This window comes from Fibrella aquatilis, from assembly GCF_017353255.1.
Classification (GTDB): Bacteria; Bacteroidota; Bacteroidia; order Cytophagales; family Spirosomataceae; genus Fibrella; species Fibrella aquatilis.
The window spans coordinates 316,456-335,569 of the sequence record NZ_JAFMYU010000003.1; the positions used below are offsets into that span (position 1 = coordinate 316,456).

The following is a 19,114-nucleotide window of genomic DNA, read 5'->3' on the forward strand; positions in this document are numbered from 1 at the left end:
AAAACACGTCTGGTTTAGGCACCATAGCGTAATGCCAGTGTCTGGTTAATAACAAGCGATTGGAGAAGGAGGGGGATGGCTTCCGGCGTGGGGAGGCCTGGTGGGCAGCAACCTGAGAAGGTAAACGTGCTGATAATCAATCAGATGATTATATAGACGTGGGCTGAGCCAGGAAGTAGTTGTTAAGCAGCGGGCCAGATTTATGAAGGAGGCTTGCAGGGCGAACCCATGCACAACATAAATCAAAGCCGGTGTTAACGAAACAAATGCACTTAGAAATCGAGGCGGTACGTGTACTGGGTTCTGAGTTTATCGCGGGTGCGTTTCAATCTCATTTTCACAGCACTGTCTTTCAAATTGTACTGTTTGGCAATCTCCTTAATGTCTAGGTCTTGCTCGTATTTCAGTCGGAGTAGAGTTACTTCATCAGTCGAAATTGTTTGAATGGCGAGTTGTAATGTTTGAAGTTGCTCTTCGTGAAATTCAGCATCTCCTTCATCAGCTATGGTATGGGCCATGTCTTCGTCAATCGTCACGGTATTTAACCGATGATTCAACCGAATCTGATCCATGCAATAGTTGTATGAGATCGAGTACAACCAAGTTGAAAAGGATGAACGTTCTTTAAAGCCGTTAAGGTTAGCATGAACCCGTAAGAAGATGTCCTGCGTGTAGTCTTCGGCTTTGGCGGTGCATTTTGTCAGTGAATAACATCGTCGGTAGACCTTATTCACGTACCGATGGTAGATCGTCTCAAAATACTCATTCTGATGAGTACTGAGAAAGAGACGAATCAGTTCTTCGTCTCTTAGTTGAGGGGCTGTCATAGGGGCATATTTTATGGGTCATTCGTGGGTAGGGAGAGGCGATGGTTTTGTAAGCGCACAAATTAGGTCCAAACTTGTCATATCAAACAAAATGGCCCGCGAGATTAACGAATTTTAAGCAGGTGACCTGCTACGGGTAACAACTGTAACAAGAATAACCCTCATTCGTGAAATAGTTGCTTAAAATATAGTAAGCGGCTAGTCAATGTTGAATATGGACCAACGCATGGCTCTTGAAATGAAGAAAATCGGGATTACTGGCGGTATTGGCTCTGGTAAAAGCACGGTTTGCCAGGTGTTTAGGGCGCTGGGCGTCCCAGTTTACGAGGCCGATGAGCGGGCTAAATGGCTGACGATGCACGATCCTATATTGCGGGCCGACATTCTGCGATTGCTAGGGCCACAAGCATATGACGCGGCCGGACAGTACAACCGGACTTTTGTGGCGGCGCAGGTATTTACTGATCCCGCCCTGCTTAGGCAGTTAAATGCCCTTATTCATCCCCGTGTGCAGGCTGATACCCTCCGCTGGGTCGAACAGTACAGCCATCTGCCCTACGTGATTAAAGAAGCGGCCCTAATGAATGCGGCCGGCGATGGTAACGACCTCGACGCCGTGGTGGTGGTGATAGCCCCCCTCGACCTGCGTATTCAGCGCATTCGGCGGCGCGACCCGCAACGCACTGATGCCGAAATCAAGGCCATCATTAGCCGCCAGATTACCGACGAGGTTCGGCGCGCCCTGGCCGACGAATTACTCATCAATGACGAGACGCAACTCCTTGTTCCGCAGATACTTCGATTAGATAGGGCTTTTCGGAATTAACCCCTATTTTGGGGCTCATTCATTCCTTGAACTAACTAATGCAAAAGAAATTCACCCTCGCCGAAACTGACATTCCAGAACAGTGGTACAACATTGTGGCCGATATGCCCAACAAGCCGCTGCCCCCGCTCCACCCCGGCACCCACCAACCCATTGGCCCCGAGATGCTGATGCCGCTGTTTCCGATGGAGCTTATTAAACAGGAAGTGACCACCGACCGCTGGGTGGGTATTCCTGAAGAGGTGCGGGAGATTTACAAAGTGTGGCGCCCTACGCCGCTGTTTCGGGCCACGGGCCTGGAAAAAGCCCTCGACACCCCCGCCAAAATCTATTATAAGTACGAAGGCGTAAGCCCAGCCGGGTCGCACAAGCCCAATACGGCCGTTCCGCAGGCATTTTATAACAAACAGGAAGGCGTAAAACGCATTACGACCGAAACGGGTGCCGGACAGTGGGGGAGTGCGCTCAGCTTTGCGTGCAGCCTCTTTGGCATGGAGTGCGACGTATATATGGTGCGGGCCAGCTACGACGGCAAGCCCTACCGCAAAATGATGATGCACACCTGGGGAGCCAACGTGTACCCCTCGCCATCAGATCGGACCAATGCGGGCAAGCAGATTCTGGCGCAGGACCCCCACTCGCCGGGCAGTCTGGGCATTGCCATTTCCGAGGCCGTGGAGATGGCCGTGCAGGATGAGCACACCAAATATGCGCTAGGCAGCGTGCTCAACCATGTGCTGATGCACCAGACTGTCATTGGACTGGAGGCCATCAAGCAACTGGAACAGGCTGGCGATTTTCCCGACATTGTGGTGGCACCTTTTGGCGGCGGGTCCAACTTTGCTGGTATCTCGTTTCCGTTCCTGCGCTACAACCTTGCCGAGGGTAAACAAATCCGGTGCATCGCTGCCGAGCCCGCCTCCTGCCCAAAGCTCACGCGCGGCGTGTTTCGCTACGACCTCGGCGACACCATTGGCATGACGCCGCTGATACCCATGTACACGCTGGGCCACAATTTCATTCCGGCACCTATTCATGCGGGTGGTCTGCGTTACCACGGCGCGGGGGCCATTGTGAGCCAGTTGCTACACGACGGCCTGATCGAGGCGCAGTCGCACAACCAGCTGTCGTGTTTCGAGGCGGGTATTCTCTTTGCCAAAACGGAAGGCATTATCCCCGCCCCGGAGGCCAACCACGCCATTGCCACGGTGATCCGTGAAGCGCAACAGGCCAAAGAAGAAGGTGTGCCCAAGACCATCCTGTTTAACCTCTGCGGCCATGGCCACTTCGACATGGCCGCCTATGAGCAATACCTCTCTGGCAAGCTGGTCGACCACGAGGTAACGCAGGAAGAAATCATGGCATCGCTGGCCGAACTAGATACACCATTAATTAATGTATAATGAACCGCCGCTGCGGTTCATTATACATTCAAAACTATGATTGCACTTATTACCGGCGCTTCGTCGGGTATTGGCTGGGCCACTGCCTACGCCTTTGCCAACCTACAGTACCGCCTCATCCTGTGCGGTCGCCAGCAGGATAAACTGGATGAACTGGCCGGGCAGTTGTCGGCCAAAACCGAGGTGACTACCCTGGTGTTCGACGTGCGTGATTATGAGGTTGTTACCGCAGCCATCGGCTCGTTGCCCGAAGCCTGGCAGGCCATTGACATCCTGGTCAACAACGCCGGGAATGCCCACGGCCTTTCCGCTATTCAGGACGGCGACGTGGCCGACTGGGACGCTATGATCGACGGCAACGTGCAGGGATTATTGTACGTATCGCGGGCGGTGGTGCCCGGCATGGTAGCCCGGCAGCGGGGGCACATTGTCAACATCAGCAGTATCGCGGGCAAGCAGACCTACGCCAACGGGGCGGTGTACTGCGCGAGCAAAGCGGCCGTAGAAGCGCTCAGCACGGGCATGCGGCTAGACCTCACTCAGCACGGCATCAAAGTGACCAATATTGCCCCTGGGGCCGTAGAAACGGGTTTTTCGTCGGTGCGTTTCAAAGGCGATACCGAACGCGCTGCCCAGGTCTACGCCGGTTTCGACCCCCTTCAGGCCACCGATATTGCCGATACCATTGTCTACGCCGTAACGGCCCCTGCCCACGTCACCATCGCCGACATCACGATCCTCGCCGCCGCCCAAGCCGCCGCAACGACGATCTACAGGAAATGAAAAAGGAGTGGTAAGTGATGAGTGGTGAGTGGTAAGTTTGCTTCCGCCAGAGTAGTTACCCTGGCGGAAGCAAACTTACCACTCACCACTCATCACTTACCGCTCTTTTTGGGTGTACTACTCAGCATCATTGTTTTGCCTGTTTGCAGGAAATCGCAGTGGGGGGCTAGTACGCAGGCGTCGCACTTAGGTGTGTACCAGGTGCAAACGCGTTGCCCGTGCCAGTAGAAGTGCTTGTGGAAATTGAATAGTTCGGTCGCATCAGCAGGTAAGTAGCTGAGCAACAGAGCATGGGCTTTTTCGGCGCTTACTTTTGGGCCAATTAGACCCAGGCGTTGCGTAACCCGGTGCACGTGGGTATCAATGGGCAGCACGGGTTTGTGAAAAGAGAACAGCAGCAGTAATGTGGCCGTTTTCAGGCCGACGCCGGGCAGATTGGTCAGCCACTGCATGGCGTCGTCGGTGGTGAGGTCGTGCAGGAAATCGATGTTGGCAGCACCCCGTTCGGCAATGAGTTCGCGGAGCACATTCTGGATGTACGGTGCTTTCACCTCGGGATAATTGGCCGTATGGATGGCAGCAATCAGGTCGGGGAGGGGGGCGTCGCGCACGGCCTCCCAAGTAGGAAACCGCTCACGCATAGTGCGGTAGGCCGTTACTTCGTTGGCATGGGTAGTCCGGTGCGACAGGATCGTCCCGATTAGCTCGTGCATAGGGTCTACGCGGCCGTAGATGGCCTGCACACCGTAGTGTTCATTCAGCAGTTGGTGGGCTAGTTGGGTCTTTTCTGCGGGTGTCATAGACAGGAGAACGCAGATGACACAGATTGGGTGGATCTAAGCGGATTTTCTGCTTTAGCGGGCAACTTCAGCAATTAATTTATCGGCCAACTGCGTCATGCCAATGCTGGCGGGTTCGCCGATGAGAGTAAGATTCGGGCGTTTTTTTACCTCCGGCAGATTAGGATCGACCACGTAGATGGGCACGGTGTCGGGAATAAAATCGACCAGGCCAGCGGCGGGATATACCACCAGCGACGTGCCCACGACAATGAAAATATCGGCGGTCAGGGCCACGTCGACGGCTTCTTCAATCATGGGGACAGCCTCGCCAAACCAGACAATGTGCGGGCGCAGTTGAGAACCTTTTTCGCAGCGGTCGCCCAGCTTAATTTCCCATCCCTCGATCTCATATACCAGCGAGGGATCAACCGAGCTACGGGCCTTTGAGAGTTCGCCGTGAAGGTGCATGACGTGGCTAGAACCGGCCTTTTCATGGAGGCCATCCACGTTTTGCGTCACGATGGTCACGTCGTAGTACTTCTCCAGCTTCGCCAGTGCGTAATGGCCCGCATTGGGTTCAACGGAAATAGCCTGTTTGCGGCGCTGATTGTAGAATTCCAGCACCAGTTCGCGGTTTTTCTGCCAGCCCTGCGGCGTGGCTACGTCTTCGATCCGGTGGTTTTCCCAGAGGCCATTCGAGTCTCGGAAGGTGGCGATGCCGCTCTCGGCGCTGATGCCCGCCCCCGATAATACCACGATTTTCTTACGCTGTTTCATAGGTATAAGATACGGAAAAAATCCGTGTCAATTCCTGTCTACCTTCAGTTCACGTAATCAATAACCGTGACCGAATAGATCTCTTCGCCTTTCATCGTGCGCAGGGTTACCGAGTCGCCGATGTGTTTGCCCTGCATGGCGCGGGCAATGGGGGCGGTGAAGGCTACACGTCCGTGGGTGGCGTCGGCTTCATCTACGCCCACAATGGTGAGGATGCGGTCGGGGCCTTTTTTAGGGTGTAGCGTTACGGTAGCGCCAAATCGAACTTCGGTGTGGGGTTGGTTGGCGGGGTCAACTACACTGGCTGAGGCAATTCGCTGATTCAGGGCGCCCACGCGGCCATTGATCAGGGCCAGCTTTCGGCTGCGCTCACTCTCGTCGGGGTCGTGTTGCGTGGCTCCGCGTTCAGCTTCCAGGTCGGCTAGTTCCTGACGGAGGAGGGCTAACCCCCTCGGTGTCACATAGTTGGTCACGCCCGGTGGCAGCGGTGCCCGCGCCGGAATCACTACGGGGGCGTCGGCGGTTTCGTTCTTTAAAAAAGCACTACTCATAGAAAACGTTGGCTCGTAAAGGCCTGTAAATGACTGATGCCATCACTTGAAGTGATGGCATCAGTAAACACAAGACCAGCGTTCTTCGCTTACTTTTTCTTCGCAACGGCTTTTTTTGCGGGCGCTTTGGCTGCCGCTTTCACCGGTACTTTGGCTGACGTAGCTGCTTTCTTAGCGGGGGCTTTTTTCGCGGCGGGTTCGTCGCCACCAGCCAGTTCCAGGCACTTCTCCAGCGTCAACTCGGCTGGGTCGATATCTTTTGGTAAGCGAACGTTGCGTTTGCCTACGGCCAGATATGGGCCATACATGCCGTTAACTACTTTGATTTCAGGACGTTCCGGAAATTCTTTGATATACTTGTTTGCTTCGGCGTTGCGCTTTTGCTGAATCAGCTCAATGGCGCGTTCCAGGGTCAGGCCCGTCAGCTGCTCACCTTTGCCCAATGAGATGTACTTGTCTTCGTACTTCACATACGGGCCAAAACGTCCTTTGCCACTCGTAACGGGCTTGCCTTCAAACTCCCCCAGCGCATCGCCCGACGATTCGTTGCGTTTCTGCAAAATCAGTTCGGTGGCGCGTTCGGCGGTGATCGTGTAGGGGTCGTCCTCCTTGGTCAGCGAAACGTATTTGCCGTCGTGCTTTACGTAGGGACCGAACTTACCGATACCAATGGTCATGGCGTTGTCTTCAAAGAAACCCACCTCGCGCGGCAGGGCAAACAGGCTCAGCGCATCTTCAATGGAAATCGTCTCGATCAACTGCCCGTCGCGGAGGTTGGCGTAGATGGGTTTTTCGTCATCGGTCGATTCGCCGATCTGGACGTAGGCCCCGTATTTACCCAGCCGCGCCGAGAGTTTTTTGCCTGACTTGGGGTCAATGCCCAGTTCGCGGGCACCGGTCTTGAACGATACCACGCTCGACCCCTGAATCTCTTCAATGTTCTTATGAAAATCGCCGTAGAAGTCGCCCAGCATTTTCTGCCAGTTCACTTTGCCGTCGGCAATCTCATCGAATTCTTTCTCTACGTTGGCCGTAAACTTGAAATCGACAATGTCGGGGAAATATTCGACCAGGAAATCGTTGACCACAATGCCCGTGTTGGTGGGGAACAGCTTGGCTTTTTCCGAACCGAAGTTTTCCTTGCCGCTAGTCTCGCTGATCTGTTCGCGTTGCAGCGTAAACTCTTTGAAGGTCCGCTCGGTGCCAGGTTTGTCCTGCTTCACTACGTAACCCCGGTTAATGATCGTCGAGATTGTGGGCGCGTAAGTAGACGGGCGACCGATGCCCATCTCCTCCAGTTTCTTCACCAGCGACGCTTCAGCGTAGCGCGGAGCCGGGCGGGTAAACTTCTCCGACGCTTTCATCACGCTCAGATCAAGCTCCTGCCCAACCGTCAGCGGGGGCAACATGCCCTTGGTGTCTTCGTCGTCCTCGTCGTCTTTCGATTCAAGATAAACGGTCAAAAAACCGTCGAATTTGATCACCTCGCCTTGCGCAATCAGTTCAGAAGGGAACTGACTGTTGCGGCCACCGGGGCTTTGAACATCAATCGTAACCGTGGTACGTTCCAGCTGAGCATCGGCCATTTGCGAGGCAATGGCACGTTTCCAGATCAGTTCATACAAGCGTTTCTGGTCGCGGTCACCACCGGCGGCGCGGTCGTTGAAGTTGGTGGGGCGGATGGCTTCGTGGGCCTCCTGCGCCGACTCGTTCTTGTTCTTGAAATGCCGCGTCTGCACGTAGTTCTTACCAAACTCGGTCGAGATTTCGGCCACGGCCTTGTCGACGGCTTCCTGCGAGAGGTTCAGCGAGTCGGTCCGCATGTACGAAATCTTACCGGCCTCGTACAGGTTCTGAGCAATGCGCATGGTGCGGTCTACCGAGTAGCCCAACTTGCGCGATGCCTCCTGTTGCAGCGTGGAGGTGGTAAACGGTGGTGCCGGTGATTTCTTGGCGGGCTTCACCTCCAGGTTTTTAATAGTAAACGTGGCACCAATGCAGTGCTCCAAAAAGGCGCGGGCTTCGGCGGGCGTAGCAAAATTTTTGGCCAATTCGGCATTCAGCATCTTGCCGCCGTCGACCAGAAACTGGGCTGTTACCTTAAAGCTCGACTTGCTGCTGTGCTTGTCTATTTCCCGCTCGCGCTCTACCACCAGCCGTAACGCTACCGATTGTACGCGCCCCGCCGACAGGCTTTGGCCGCCTTTGATTTTGCGCCACAGCACCGGCGAGAGTTCATACCCTACCAGCCGGTCAAGCACACGCCGGGCCTGCTGGGCGTTAACCAGGTCAACGTCTATGGTGCGCGGCGACTGAATGGCATTCAGGATGGCCGACTTCGTGATCTCGCGGAAAACAATGCGATTGGTATTGTCACGCAGGCCGAGGGCTTCTTTCAGGTGCCACGAAATGGCTTCGCCTTCGCGGTCATCATCCGTGGCCAGCCACACGACCTCGGCGGCTTTGGCCAGCGATTTCAGTTCACTCACCAACTTCTTCTTGTCGGGCGAAATTTCGTACGATGGCAGAAAGCCGTTGGTCACATCAACGGCCAAACCATCTTTGGGCAGGTCGCGGACATGGCCAAAACTAGACCGAACCGTGAAGTCGCGGCCCAGATAACCTTCAATTGTTTTCGCCTTCGCCGGCGACTCCACAATGACTAAGTTCTTCGACATAAAGTGTCTATCGTGTTGATGATGTTGTTACTGCATATACGTACGACAGACTGACCAGCGATTGGCCAAAAACTGTGCCGAACGGTAAGCGGAGCATCAAATGAAGACCGCCAAATATAGACGCAAACGCAAGATATAGCGCAAGCATTGCCACCCGGATAACCAAGTGCGACGTAGCTGACAGGTTTACTTACTTAACACCGTTAGGCGGCAATTCGTTCGGCATGAGATAACTCTGTCTGTTATATAAATAACTGTATATCAATAACTTATGTTTATTAGCGAGAGCCAGCGCTTGCCGACTTATTAGCAACAGAATGGGTCTAAAAAACAGCAGTTGACTCCAAAAAACGCTGCTGAATTGCCCATTAGTTTACTTGACAAACAGGGTTAACTAGCGCCGGGCGTACTGTTTATATCGTTGCAGGACGGCAAACGTTAAGTCATATTCGGCGGCCTGCAAGACAAAATCGTCGTTGAAATTGCAGTAGTCGCGGAAGGTCTCAATAGCCTCGCCCTGGAGGTCGGTGGCGCGTTGCGTAATGAGTTCAACGCGGTAATTGGCCAGCATCCGTTTGCGGTGTTGCTGACTAATCATAACGGCCTTGCGGTGCGACCGGGCCTGCTTGCTGAACAACTCATATAGTAGCGTCACGGGCGACTGCGCCAGCGAAAATATCTCTTCGCCCGACAGGCCTTTGCGGGCTTCGGGTTCGCTCAGGATCTGGGCCAGTTCTTTCCGTATTTCGGCTTCGCGCTTTCCCCGAACGGTCAGCGTGGGCAGGTTTATTACGTCGTCGGTGAGTTGTCGTTTCATCACCAGCTGTGGCTCTTTAGTCATGCCGTCCCACTTCATGGCCACCCGCCCGTGGCTGGGGCTGATCACAATTACTGAGTCGCCGGGTTTCACGTCGATGTAGAAAGCCCCCAGCGTGTTGGTGCGGCCCATGGCCTGCGTGCGCGGATTGATGACCGAGGCGTTGTTGACGCCCTTGCCGGTTTCCTGGTCCAGCACCTTGCCAATAATAAAGCGCGGCGTCTGGGCAGTGGCCCCAAACTGGATACCAATAAGCAATAGGAGTGCAAACAAGCCGCTACGAATCACAGCAATAGGAGGTAGGTTGATTGGGCAATAACGGCGGTGTGGGCCAAGTGGTGCTGGTATTTAGCAAAATTTAACACCCTGCTTTGCCTTCCCGCCGGGTTAGCTGGACACCCGAACGGAAGATTCCTGCGACCACAGGCGGGTAAAGAGCCAGGCCAAAACCACCACCAGCAGGCACCCCACCACGTTGAACCAAAGGAAGGCCATCAGGTCGAGGTAGTAACAGATAAAGACCACGGCTTCGGCAATGACCGCTGCCCAGAACGTGGCCCGTCCCCCAATGGATTTCACGTAGAACGCCACGCAGAAGATGCCCAGAATGACTCCATAGAACAACGACCCCAGAATATTAACCGTCTCGATGAGGCTGCTGCCGATGCGGTTGGTAAACTGAGCCACTACTACACAAAACACCCCCCACCCAATAGTCGACCAGCGCGATACGACTACCTCGTCATACGTGCTGTTGGGCCACACGCGCCGGTACATATCGACCACCGTGGTAGATGCCAGCGAACTGTAGGCCGCCGCAATAGACCCCATCGACGAGATAAAAATCATGGCGATCAGCAGACCAATGAGGCCGTGGGGGAGGTAATCGAGAATGAACCGCAGGAACACGTAGTTCAGGTCGTTTTTGTCGGCTGCCGGGTTGTTGCGCTTCACCAGGTCGGCCACCGCCGTGTGGGTTTTGGCCAGAGCCGCGTCGGCTTTTTCCAATCGTCGACCCGCCAGGGTAGTGGCAGCATCGTCGTGCTGCGTAGTGGCCCGTTGCAACGCCAGTACGGCCTCGCGGCGTTGCGCCGACAACGTCAGGTGCTGCTGATTAAGCTGCCGAAAGTCGCCTGCCAGCGGACCCGCCTGCAGCCGGACCACCTCCTGCTGGTTGAAAAACACCGGCGACTCGTGAAACTGGTAAAAAACGAATACCAGCACCCCCACCAGCAGAATCAAAAACTGCATGGGCACTTTTAACAACCCATTCATCAACAGTCCCATACGGCTCTGCTTGATAGTCTCGCCCGTGAGGTAGCGCCCCACCTGCGACTGGTCGGTGCCGAAATAGGATAGTTGCAGAAAAAAGCCGCCAATGAGTCCTGACCAGAGGTTATACCGGCTTTTTACGTCGAACGTGGTATCAATTAAATTGAGCCGTCCGGCTTTTCCGGCCACGCGTAGGGCATCGGTAAAGCCCATATTGGCGGGTAGCTTGTGGACCGTCAGGAATCCGGCAATGAACATGGCCACCGTCACGATCAGCATCTGGGTCAGGTGCGTGTAGGAGATGGCTTTGGTGCCACCCCATACCGCATAGAGCAGCACCAGCCCGCCCATGAGCAGGTTGGTCCAGTAGATATTCCAGCCCAGAATAGTGGAGAGAATAATGGACGGGGCATAAATAGACACGCCCGTAGATAGGCCCCGTTGCAACAAAAAAAGCCCCGCCGTGAGGGAGCGCACCCGCCCGTCGAACCTATTTTCAAGGAATTCATAGGCCGTGTAGACCCGTAGTTTGTGGAAAATGGGTACAAACGTGATCGAGAGCACCACCATGGCCAGGGGGAGGCCAAAATAAAATTGCACAAACCGCATCCCGTCGGCGAAGCCTTGCCCTGGTGCCGACAAAAACGTGATGGCACTCGCCTGTGTAGCCATTACGGATAGCCCTACGTGATACCACGGCAGCGATTTCCCGGCCAGCGTGTAGTCGTCGAATGATTGGGTGCCGCGGCTCTTATACAGGCCATAAAGTACAAGCAGGGCAATGGTGCCGCCCAGAATCCACCAGTCGAGGCTGCTCATGCAAACCAGCGCATTAAACCATAAAACAAGGCAATCTCAACAGCGAGCGCCCCGATCACAACGGCATAGGCTAGCGGCCAGGAGCCAAACAAGGGTGTTTCGGTGGGTGGGTTCATGGGAATCATGGGCGGTAAATGTACGCATGAACACGAGAAGTGAATGGCCGAATACGAAGTCGCTATAGGACAAAGCTGCGCTTTAAACTTACTTTTGTGAAACCACGTAACTTCTTAATTCAATCGCCCACATGGATTTAGCCTATTACCAGGACTACTATAAGCTAGAGCGTACGCATTGGTGGTTTGTCATTCGGGGGCAACTCATCCAGCGGCTAACGAAACAATACGCTGCTAAAAATCAGCCGTTGCGTATTCTTAACGTGGGCGTTGCCACTGGCCGAACCACAGAACTGCTGAGTGCCCTGGGCGAGGTGACCTCGGTAGAATATGAATCATCCTGTTGTACGTTTCTGCGCGAAGAACTGGCCATGGAGGTGACAGAAGGATCGGTTACCGACCTGCCTTATCAGGATGGCTCCTATGATGTGGTGTGCGCCTTTGACGTTATCGAGCATGTAGAAGACCATCAGACAGCCGTTGCCGAACTTCAGCGGGTGTGCAACCCAAACGGATTAGTATTTGTGACGGTGCCTGCCCACATGCTGCTCTGGAGCCACCACGACATAGTGAACCAGCACTTTCGGCGCTACACCCGCTCTGAACTGACGGGCCTTTTCTCCGAGCAAATTGGGAAGATCGTTTATTCGTCATATTTCAACGCGCTGCTGGCAGGCCCGGTACTCATGCTCCGCTGGATGACGCGCCTGGTGCCCAAAAACTGGGTTCGTAGTAAAGCCGGTTCCGACTTTACAATCCTGGCCGATGATAGTTTGCTGAATAAGCTTTTCTACAAAGTACTGGCCGCCGAAGTCAAACTCATGCCGCGTGTTTCGCTGCCAACGGGTACGTCGGCCTTTTGCCTCTGGCAGAAAGGCGCGGCCGCTTTAAACTAATTTCGCGTATACCAACAAATTAATACTTCATCTCCTATGTCTGTTGTTCAGGCTGAGAAAGCCGTTTTCGATTTAACGAATAAAGTAGCCATCATCACCGGAGCCAGTAAAGGCATTGGTGAGGACATTGCCCGCCTGTACGCCCGCTTCGGGGCTAAGGTCATCATCAGCAGCCGCAAGCAGGAAGCCTGCGATGCCCTGGCCGCCGAAATTAGAGCCGAGGGAGGCGAAGCCACCGGTATTGCTGCCCACGTGGGCGACATGGACCAACTGGCCCAACTAGTAGAAAAAACGATGGCTACCTACGGTGGAGTCGATATTCTGGTGAACAACGCCGCCTCGAACCCGGTCTTTGGTCCCTCACTGGATGCCGACGGCGGGGCCTTCGACAAGATTATGCAGGCCAACGTGAAAGCTCCATTTGAGTTGAGCAAGCTGGTATACCCCAGCATGAAAGCGCGGGGCGGCGGTAGCATCATCATGATCAGCAGCATTGCCGGCCACACCCCCGACCCTGGCCTTGGCCTCTATAGCGTGAGTAAAGCCGCCATGAATATGCTGACCAAAGTGCTGGCCAAAGAATGGGGTACCGACGGTATCCGGGTTAATGCCATTTGCCCCGGCCTGATTAAGACCAAGTTCAGTCAGGCCCTCTGGCAGGACGACAAAACGCTGGCCCACTTCACCAAGCGCCTGCCCATTGCCCGCATGGGCACCACCGACGAAATTAGCCCTCTGGCCCTGATGCTGGCCTCCGATGCCTCATCCTACACCACCGGCAGCTTCTTCTACGCCGACGGAGGAACGGTTATTTAGTCTAGTGGTGAGTGCTAAACGGTAAGAGGTGAGTTTGCTTCCGCCAGAGCAAATACGCTGGCGGAAGCAAACTCACCTCTTACCGTTTAGCACTCACCACTAGACTAAAAACTCCCCCAGCGCTGCTACAAACTCGGCGGGTTTTTCGGCTTGTACCCAGTGGCCGGCTTCGGCTATGGTAACGAGTTTAGCGTGGGGGAACAGGCGCAGGATACCCGGCCAGTCGGAGTCGAGAATGTAGGGCGAACGCTCTCCCCTGATAAATAAGGTAGGTTGCGGCACGGGCTGCATGTCGGTTAGCTCGTCGCCGATGCCGTGGATCTCGCGGGTAATGACGGGCAGGTTCAGCCGCCAGTTGAAGGCCACGCTGCCATCGGCATTGGTGTCACGGTAAAGGTTTTTGAGCAAAAACTGCCGTACCGTCGGTATGGGTTCATAGTCCTTTAGCACGTCGTCGGCTTCATTGCGGGTTTTCAAGCCCGACAGGTCGATGGCCGAGAGACCGCGCAGAATGTCGGCATGGTGAACGGGATAAAACTTCGGCGCAATATCGACCACCACCAGCTTCGAGAACGTAGTAGGGTAGGTCATGGCGTACTGCATCACGGTTTTGCCGCCCATAGAATGGCCTACCAAAACAGGTTGCTGCAAGCCCAGATTCAGAATCAGTTCGTGCAGATCGGCGGCCATGGCGGGGTACGAATGATCGTCACTGCGGGGCGACTGCCCGTGGTTGCGCTGATCGACCATGATGACGCGGTAGCCCAGCGCGGCAATTGACTTACTGATTGTCAGCCAGTTATCCGACGAGCCAAACAGCCCATGCAGAATAATAAGTGGTTGATTGGCAGGATCACCCACCTCGCGGAAGTATAATTTCATAAAGAAGGGGAGGAGGGGGAAGAAGGGGACGAGAGGGAGAAAAGGGATTGCTTACGCCAGTTTATTGCTTTGGCGTAAGCAATCCCTTTTCTCCCTCTCGTCCCCTTCTTCCCCCTCCTCCTTTTAATTCACATACACCACTTTCTCCCGTTTCGCTGTCAGTTCGCCGAAGGCGTGCAGGGTGAATCCGTTTTCGGTGGCTACGCGCTCAAATTCGTCGCTGCTGCCGGGGTCAATGGCAATCAATAGGCCACCTGACGTTTGGGGATCGGCTAGGATAAACCGCTGCTCGTCGGGGAGGTTGGCAATTTTGTGGCCGTAACTGTCGAGGTTACGGATGGTGCCGCCCGGCACGCTCTTCTGGGCCAGGTATTGGGCAATAGCATCCAGCTTGGGTACGTCGTCAAAGCTGATTTCGGCGCTGAGGCCGCTGCCTTCGGCCATCTCGACCAAGTGCCCCAGCAGGCCGAATCCCGTGACGTCGGTGAGCGCTTTCACGTAGGGCAAACGGCCCAAAACAGCCCCAAACGAGTTCAGTTGGGCCATTTGGCGCGGGGCCAGGTCGGCATGTTCGGGCAGGAGGACACCTTTTTTCTGCGCTGTGGTCAGGATGCCCACGCCAATGGGTTTGGTGAGGTAGAGGCGGCACCCTTCGGTGGCGGTGTTGTTTTGTTTCAGGTCGCTGATGCGCACGCGGCCCGTCACGGCCAGGCCAAACACCGGTTCGGGGCAGTCTATACTGTGGCCTCCTGCCAGCGGAATGCCCGCCTCGGCGCAGATAGACCGGCTCCCAGCAATAACCTGCCCGGCAATTTCGGGCGGGAGCTTATCAATAGGCCAGCCGAGAATGGCGATGGCCATGATGGGCTGCCCACCCATGGCATAGACATCGCTGATGGCGTTGGCCGAGGCGATGCGCCCGAAATCGAAAGCATCATCGACTATGGGCATAAAGAAATCGGTGGTGCTGATGATGGCTTCGCCGTTGCCAATGTCCATCACGGCGGCATCGTCGCGGCTGTCGTTGCCCACCAGCAGGGTCGAAAACGACTGAGCTGGTGAGGCTGGACCGGCGGCTTGTCCGTGCAGGATTTGGTCGAGCACCTTGGGCGAAATTTTACAGCCGCAACCCGCCCCGTGGCTGTATTGCGTGAGCTTGATTGAATCCTGAATTGTCATGGCACAAAAGTAGCCTGTTTAGGTAGGGATAACGCGCCGGGAGGGGATTCGGTTGGCTTAACAAATAGATAACAAAAGGAAGTGTATTTAATGGGGGTTAAATAGGACGATTTGTAAGAAATGAGCCGTTTGCTAAGTCAATCATAGCATTTTTCAGTGATAGGTCACTTGGTGGTCACAGAAACTTGTCAGACCTTTGCGGCTGAAAATTTCACTTCGTACGCATTGCGCGGACATGACAGCATTAACAATCAAACCAAACACTTCTATGTTTAAAAAGCTACTGCGCTTCCGGGCGGCTTTCATGCTGCTTGGCAGCATGTTACTGGCCTTGCTCGGCGGGTATAATGCCAAAGCACAGGTAACATCAGCCGCTATCAACGGTTTTATTACTGATGCGAAAGGGGAAGGGCTACCAGGCGCTACCGTGGTCGCTATTCATACGCCATCAGGTACCCGGTACGGCGCCGTGACTAATGGTAAGGGTGTTTACACACTGCCAAGTGTTCGTGTTGGCGGTCCTTTCACCATCACCGCAACTTACGTTGGTTTTAAGGATGAGGTGACTAATGATGTGTATACAAACTTGGGTACATCTACAGATGTAAGCTTTAAGCTCCAGGATCAAGGCACAAACCTGAATGAAGTAGTTATTACTACAAACCGTTCTGATATTTTTAGCTCAGACCGTACGGGTGCTGCTTCGTCATTTGGTCGTGAGGCGATAAATACGACGCCAACTATTGGCCGTACTATCAACGACATTACTAAATACAACCCATACGGTAATGGTCAGTCATTTGCTGGTCAGGATAGCCGCTTTAATAACATCACCATCGACGGGGCGGTATTTAATAATGGATTTGGCCTTGGTGGATCAGCGCAGGCCGGTGGCCGGACAGGTACTACTGCCGTATCACTGGATGCTATTGATCAGGTTCAGGTAAACGTAGCTCCGTTCGACGTTCGTCAGTCGGGCTTCACGGGTGCTGGTATCAACGCCGTAACGCGGTCAGGTACTAACGAATTTTCGGGTTCTGCTTACACGCTGTTTCGTTCAGATAAAATTGTTGGTAAAACGGTGGGCGGGGTAACAATCACGCCTGCGCCAAACCTAAGTGAGACCACCTACGGTTTTCGGTTGGGTGGACCAATCATCAAAAACAAGCTGTTCTTTTTTATGAATGGCGAACAGTTCGACAGCAGCACACCAGCGCTGACGTGGTCGCTCAACAGGGGACAAACGGGAGGAAATATTTCACGCCTGACACAAGGTGAAGCCGACGACCTGACTCAGTTCATGCAAACTAACTTCAAGCGGACGCTTGGACCATTCGATGGCTTCAATAACCAGGTTAAGAGCATAAAAGGATTGATTCGCCTTGATTATAACATCAACGATAACCACAAGTTATCAATCCGGTATTCACACCACGATTCAAACTCTGATGTGCCCATTAGCCAGAGCAACAGCAGCAACACGGCGGGAAATGGAAACCGGACAAACTCACGGGATGCTCTTTCTCCAGAAAACACAGGTTATGTTATCTTCGATAACACACGTTCCCTTGCGGCTGAATTGACATCGACGTTTGGAAGCAGACTATCTAACGATTTGATTGTCACTTACAACAAGCAGATTGAAGACCGGGCGTATAAAACTGATCTGTTTCCAACAATTGATATCCTGAATGCGGCGGGCGGCACTACGTTGACGTCACTTGGTTTCGATCCGTTCACGCCCAACAACAAGTTGAACTATTCAACTTTCAACATTACGAACAACGTGAGCTACTTTGCTGGCAAGCATACGCTCACGGCGGGTGCTGTGTATGAACACTTTACCTCGAACAACGTGTTTTTCCCATCATCGAATGGGGTGTACGTCTATAATTCGATTGCTGATTTTAAGGCTGCTGCGTTGGCGTCAATTAGCAACCCTACCAGTACGACCTCTCCTGTAACGGTAAACCGTTACAACCTGCGGTATTCATTGCTCAAGGATGGTGCCGAGCCGCTGCAACGTCTGGATCGTGATCTGTACAGTGTCTACGTTCAGGATGAGTATCAGGCAACGCCAAATTTGAAATTGACGCTGGGCCTGCGTGGTGACGTGTTTGCTTATGATGATTCAAACGCCGCCAGTTTCGATAATGAGCGTGTTAGAAAACTAACCTTCCGTGATGAGAACGCAAGTCCGTACAACATAACCACGGCTGCCTTTCCCAAAGCGCGGTTGTTGTTCTCGCCCCGTATTGGTTTTAACCTGGATGTGAAGGGTGATAAGAAAACGCAGATTCGTGGCGGTACCGGCTTCTTCGTTTCGCGCATCCCGGAGGTGTTGATCTCAAACCAGTTGGGTAATAACGGTATCAACACGGCAGTTTTTAACCTGACCAACTCGCGTGTTCCGTTTGTAACAGATCCTAGCAAATTACCCGCTGGCATTTTGCCTGCTGCTACGTCTCCTGCTAGCTTAACAGGTTATGCCATCAACGCGTCAGACCAAGATCTGAAATATCCCCAGATCTGGAAGACAAACATCGCTATTGATCAGCGTTTACCGTTTGGGTTGATCGGTACAGTTGAGTTTATCTACAACAAGACCCTGAACGGGCTGCGTTACATTGATGCAAACTTAGCAGCCCCTACGGGTACAACGCCCGATGGTCGTCCGCGTTTTCCGGCGTTGGGATTGACAGGTACAGCCGCTACCAATGCGCGTTTTATCAACCCAACTATTGGTAATGCCTTCGTACTGAAAAATACGGATCAGGGTGATTCATACATCGCAACGATTAAGTTGGAGAAGCCTGCTTACAAGGGCTTCGGTGGCTTTGTTTCCTACACTTATGGCCAAGCACGCGACATCGCTTTTGTTGCTAGTACAGTCCAGGCCAACATTGCAACGAGTGTCGGCCAAAACTACCTGCCTCTGACGTACTCGGATACTGATCTGCGTCATCGTATTGTTGGGTTGTTGAACTATCGCCTGAACTACGGTGGCAAAATAGGCGGTTCGTCAACGTTTACGCTTGGCTTCGTTTCTAATAGTGGATCCAAAGTATCGTACACTTATGCTCAGGACGTAAATGGTGACGGACAGACGTCGAATGACCTGATTGCTGTTCCGAACAAAGCATCTGAGCTGACGTTTTTGCCACTGGTAGTGAATACAGCAGCCACATTGACTACACCTGCTTCGTCGGTAACGTACACACCAGCACAGCAACAGGAGGCCTTTGATGCTTACATCGACGGTAATGATTACCTGAAAACGCGTCGTGGCCAGTTTGCAGAGCGCAATGGCGGGGCTTTCCCTTGGCTGACTCGTGTTGACTTCACATTCATTCAGGAATTCTACCTGTCTGTTGGGCAGAAGAACAAGAAAAATACGATTCAACTTCGGGCTGACATCTTGAACGTAGGTAATCTACTGAATGATACATGGGGTGTTGGTAACGTATCAACTACATTCAACCCACTTGCTGCCACAGTAGGAACAAACGGCGCGCTCTCATACCGGTTGGCTACCCAACAGATTACGGAGAACAACGTTTCTAGAACTGTTCTGCTACGTGACTCTTACACGCCTAACGTATCTCTCAATGCTGTTTGGCAGGCTCAGTTTGGCTTGCGTTACATTTTCAATTGAGAAATACAGCACACCAATCGTGTAAAAATGCCCCG

General features: G+C 53.6%; 15 protein-coding genes. 6 read left to right on the forward strand and 9 right to left on the reverse strand.

What is annotated here, in order from left to right; translation table 11 throughout:
- Positions 1-272 precede the first annotated feature (272 nt).
- A complete protein-coding gene (locus J2I48_RS05705) occupies positions 273-827 on the reverse strand; it encodes an RNA polymerase sigma factor (RefSeq protein WP_207334439.1) in 555 nt (184 codons plus the stop codon).
- A gap of 238 nt (positions 828-1,065) precedes the next feature.
- Here J2I48_RS05705 and coaE point away from each other — a divergent pair, with 238 nt between their 5' ends.
- The 3 genes from coaE to J2I48_RS05720 are packed head-to-tail and all read left to right on the forward strand — an operon-like array spanning position 1,066 to position 3,839.
- Positions 1,066-1,653 carry a dephospho-CoA kinase gene (gene coaE / locus J2I48_RS05710; RefSeq protein ID WP_207334440.1) on the forward strand — a complete coding sequence of 196 codons (588 nt, stop codon included), beginning with the start codon at positions 1,066-1,068 and terminating at the stop codon, positions 1,651-1,653.
- Positions 1,654-1,691: 38 nt separating this feature from the next.
- On the forward strand, positions 1,692-3,056 hold the full coding sequence (locus J2I48_RS05715) for a TrpB-like pyridoxal phosphate-dependent enzyme (RefSeq protein WP_207334441.1): 1,365 nt from the start codon (positions 1,692-1,694) through the stop codon (positions 3,054-3,056).
- Between the two features lie 36 nt (positions 3,057-3,092).
- Positions 3,093-3,839: an SDR family NAD(P)-dependent oxidoreductase gene (locus tag J2I48_RS05720; protein ID WP_207334442.1), complete on the forward strand. Its 747-nt coding sequence runs from the start codon at positions 3,093-3,095 to the stop codon at positions 3,837-3,839.
- 92 nt (positions 3,840-3,931) lie between these two features.
- On the opposite strand, the gene J2I48_RS05725 is transcribed toward J2I48_RS05720, so the two are convergent.
- The 6 genes from J2I48_RS05725 to J2I48_RS05750 all read right to left on the reverse strand — a co-directional run bounded on the left by J2I48_RS05725 (position 3,932) and on the right by J2I48_RS05750 (position 11,535).
- A complete protein-coding gene (locus J2I48_RS05725) occupies positions 3,932-4,639 on the reverse strand; it encodes an endonuclease III domain-containing protein (protein ID WP_207334443.1) in 708 nt (235 codons plus the stop codon).
- A gap of 54 nt (positions 4,640-4,693) precedes the next feature.
- Positions 4,694-5,398 carry an SIR2 family NAD-dependent protein deacylase gene (locus J2I48_RS05730; protein ID WP_207334444.1) on the reverse strand — a complete coding sequence of 235 codons (705 nt, stop codon included), beginning with the start codon at positions 5,396-5,398 and terminating at the stop codon, positions 4,694-4,696.
- A gap of 44 nt (positions 5,399-5,442) precedes the next feature.
- Positions 5,443-5,949: a GreA/GreB family elongation factor gene (locus tag J2I48_RS05735; protein ID WP_207334445.1), complete on the reverse strand. Its 507-nt coding sequence runs from the start codon at positions 5,947-5,949 to the stop codon at positions 5,443-5,445.
- Between the two features lie 89 nt (positions 5,950-6,038).
- On the reverse strand, positions 6,039-8,627 hold the full coding sequence (gene topA, locus J2I48_RS05740) for a type I DNA topoisomerase (RefSeq protein WP_207334446.1): 2,589 nt from the start codon (positions 8,625-8,627) through the stop codon (positions 6,039-6,041).
- A gap of 394 nt (positions 8,628-9,021) precedes the next feature.
- On the reverse strand, positions 9,022-9,732 hold the full coding sequence (locus tag J2I48_RS05745) for a hypothetical protein (protein WP_207334447.1): 711 nt from the start codon (positions 9,730-9,732) through the stop codon (positions 9,022-9,024).
- A gap of 99 nt (positions 9,733-9,831) precedes the next feature.
- A complete protein-coding gene (locus J2I48_RS05750; protein WP_207334448.1) occupies positions 9,832-11,535 on the reverse strand; it encodes a sodium:solute symporter family protein in 1,704 nt (567 codons plus the stop codon).
- Positions 11,536-11,782: 247 nt separating this feature from the next.
- Here J2I48_RS05750 and J2I48_RS05755 point away from each other — a divergent pair, with 247 nt between their 5' ends.
- On the forward strand, positions 11,783-12,547 hold the full coding sequence (locus J2I48_RS05755; RefSeq protein ID WP_207334449.1) for a class I SAM-dependent methyltransferase: 765 nt from the start codon (positions 11,783-11,785) through the stop codon (positions 12,545-12,547).
- A gap of 36 nt (positions 12,548-12,583) precedes the next feature.
- On the forward strand, positions 12,584-13,363 hold the full coding sequence (locus J2I48_RS05760) for a glucose 1-dehydrogenase (RefSeq protein WP_207334450.1): 780 nt from the start codon (positions 12,584-12,586) through the stop codon (positions 13,361-13,363).
- A 99-nt stretch (positions 13,364-13,462) separates the two neighbouring features.
- On the opposite strand, the gene J2I48_RS05765 is transcribed toward J2I48_RS05760, so the two are convergent.
- Together J2I48_RS05765 and selD are read right to left on the reverse strand one after the other, a co-directional pair.
- Positions 13,463-14,245, reverse strand: a complete 783-nt coding sequence (locus J2I48_RS05765; RefSeq protein WP_207334451.1) for an alpha/beta fold hydrolase — start codon at positions 14,243-14,245, stop codon at positions 13,463-13,465.
- A 123-nt stretch (positions 14,246-14,368) separates the two neighbouring features.
- Positions 14,369-15,418, reverse strand: a complete 1,050-nt coding sequence (gene selD / locus J2I48_RS05770; RefSeq protein ID WP_374758151.1) for a selenide, water dikinase SelD — start codon at positions 15,416-15,418, stop codon at positions 14,369-14,371.
- 274 nt (positions 15,419-15,692) lie between these two features.
- On the opposite strand from selD, the gene J2I48_RS05775 reads away from it, so the two are divergent.
- Positions 15,693-19,079, forward strand: a complete 3,387-nt coding sequence (locus J2I48_RS05775; protein ID WP_207334453.1) for a TonB-dependent receptor — start codon at positions 15,693-15,695, stop codon at positions 19,077-19,079.
- Positions 19,080-19,114: the final 35 nt, after the last annotated feature.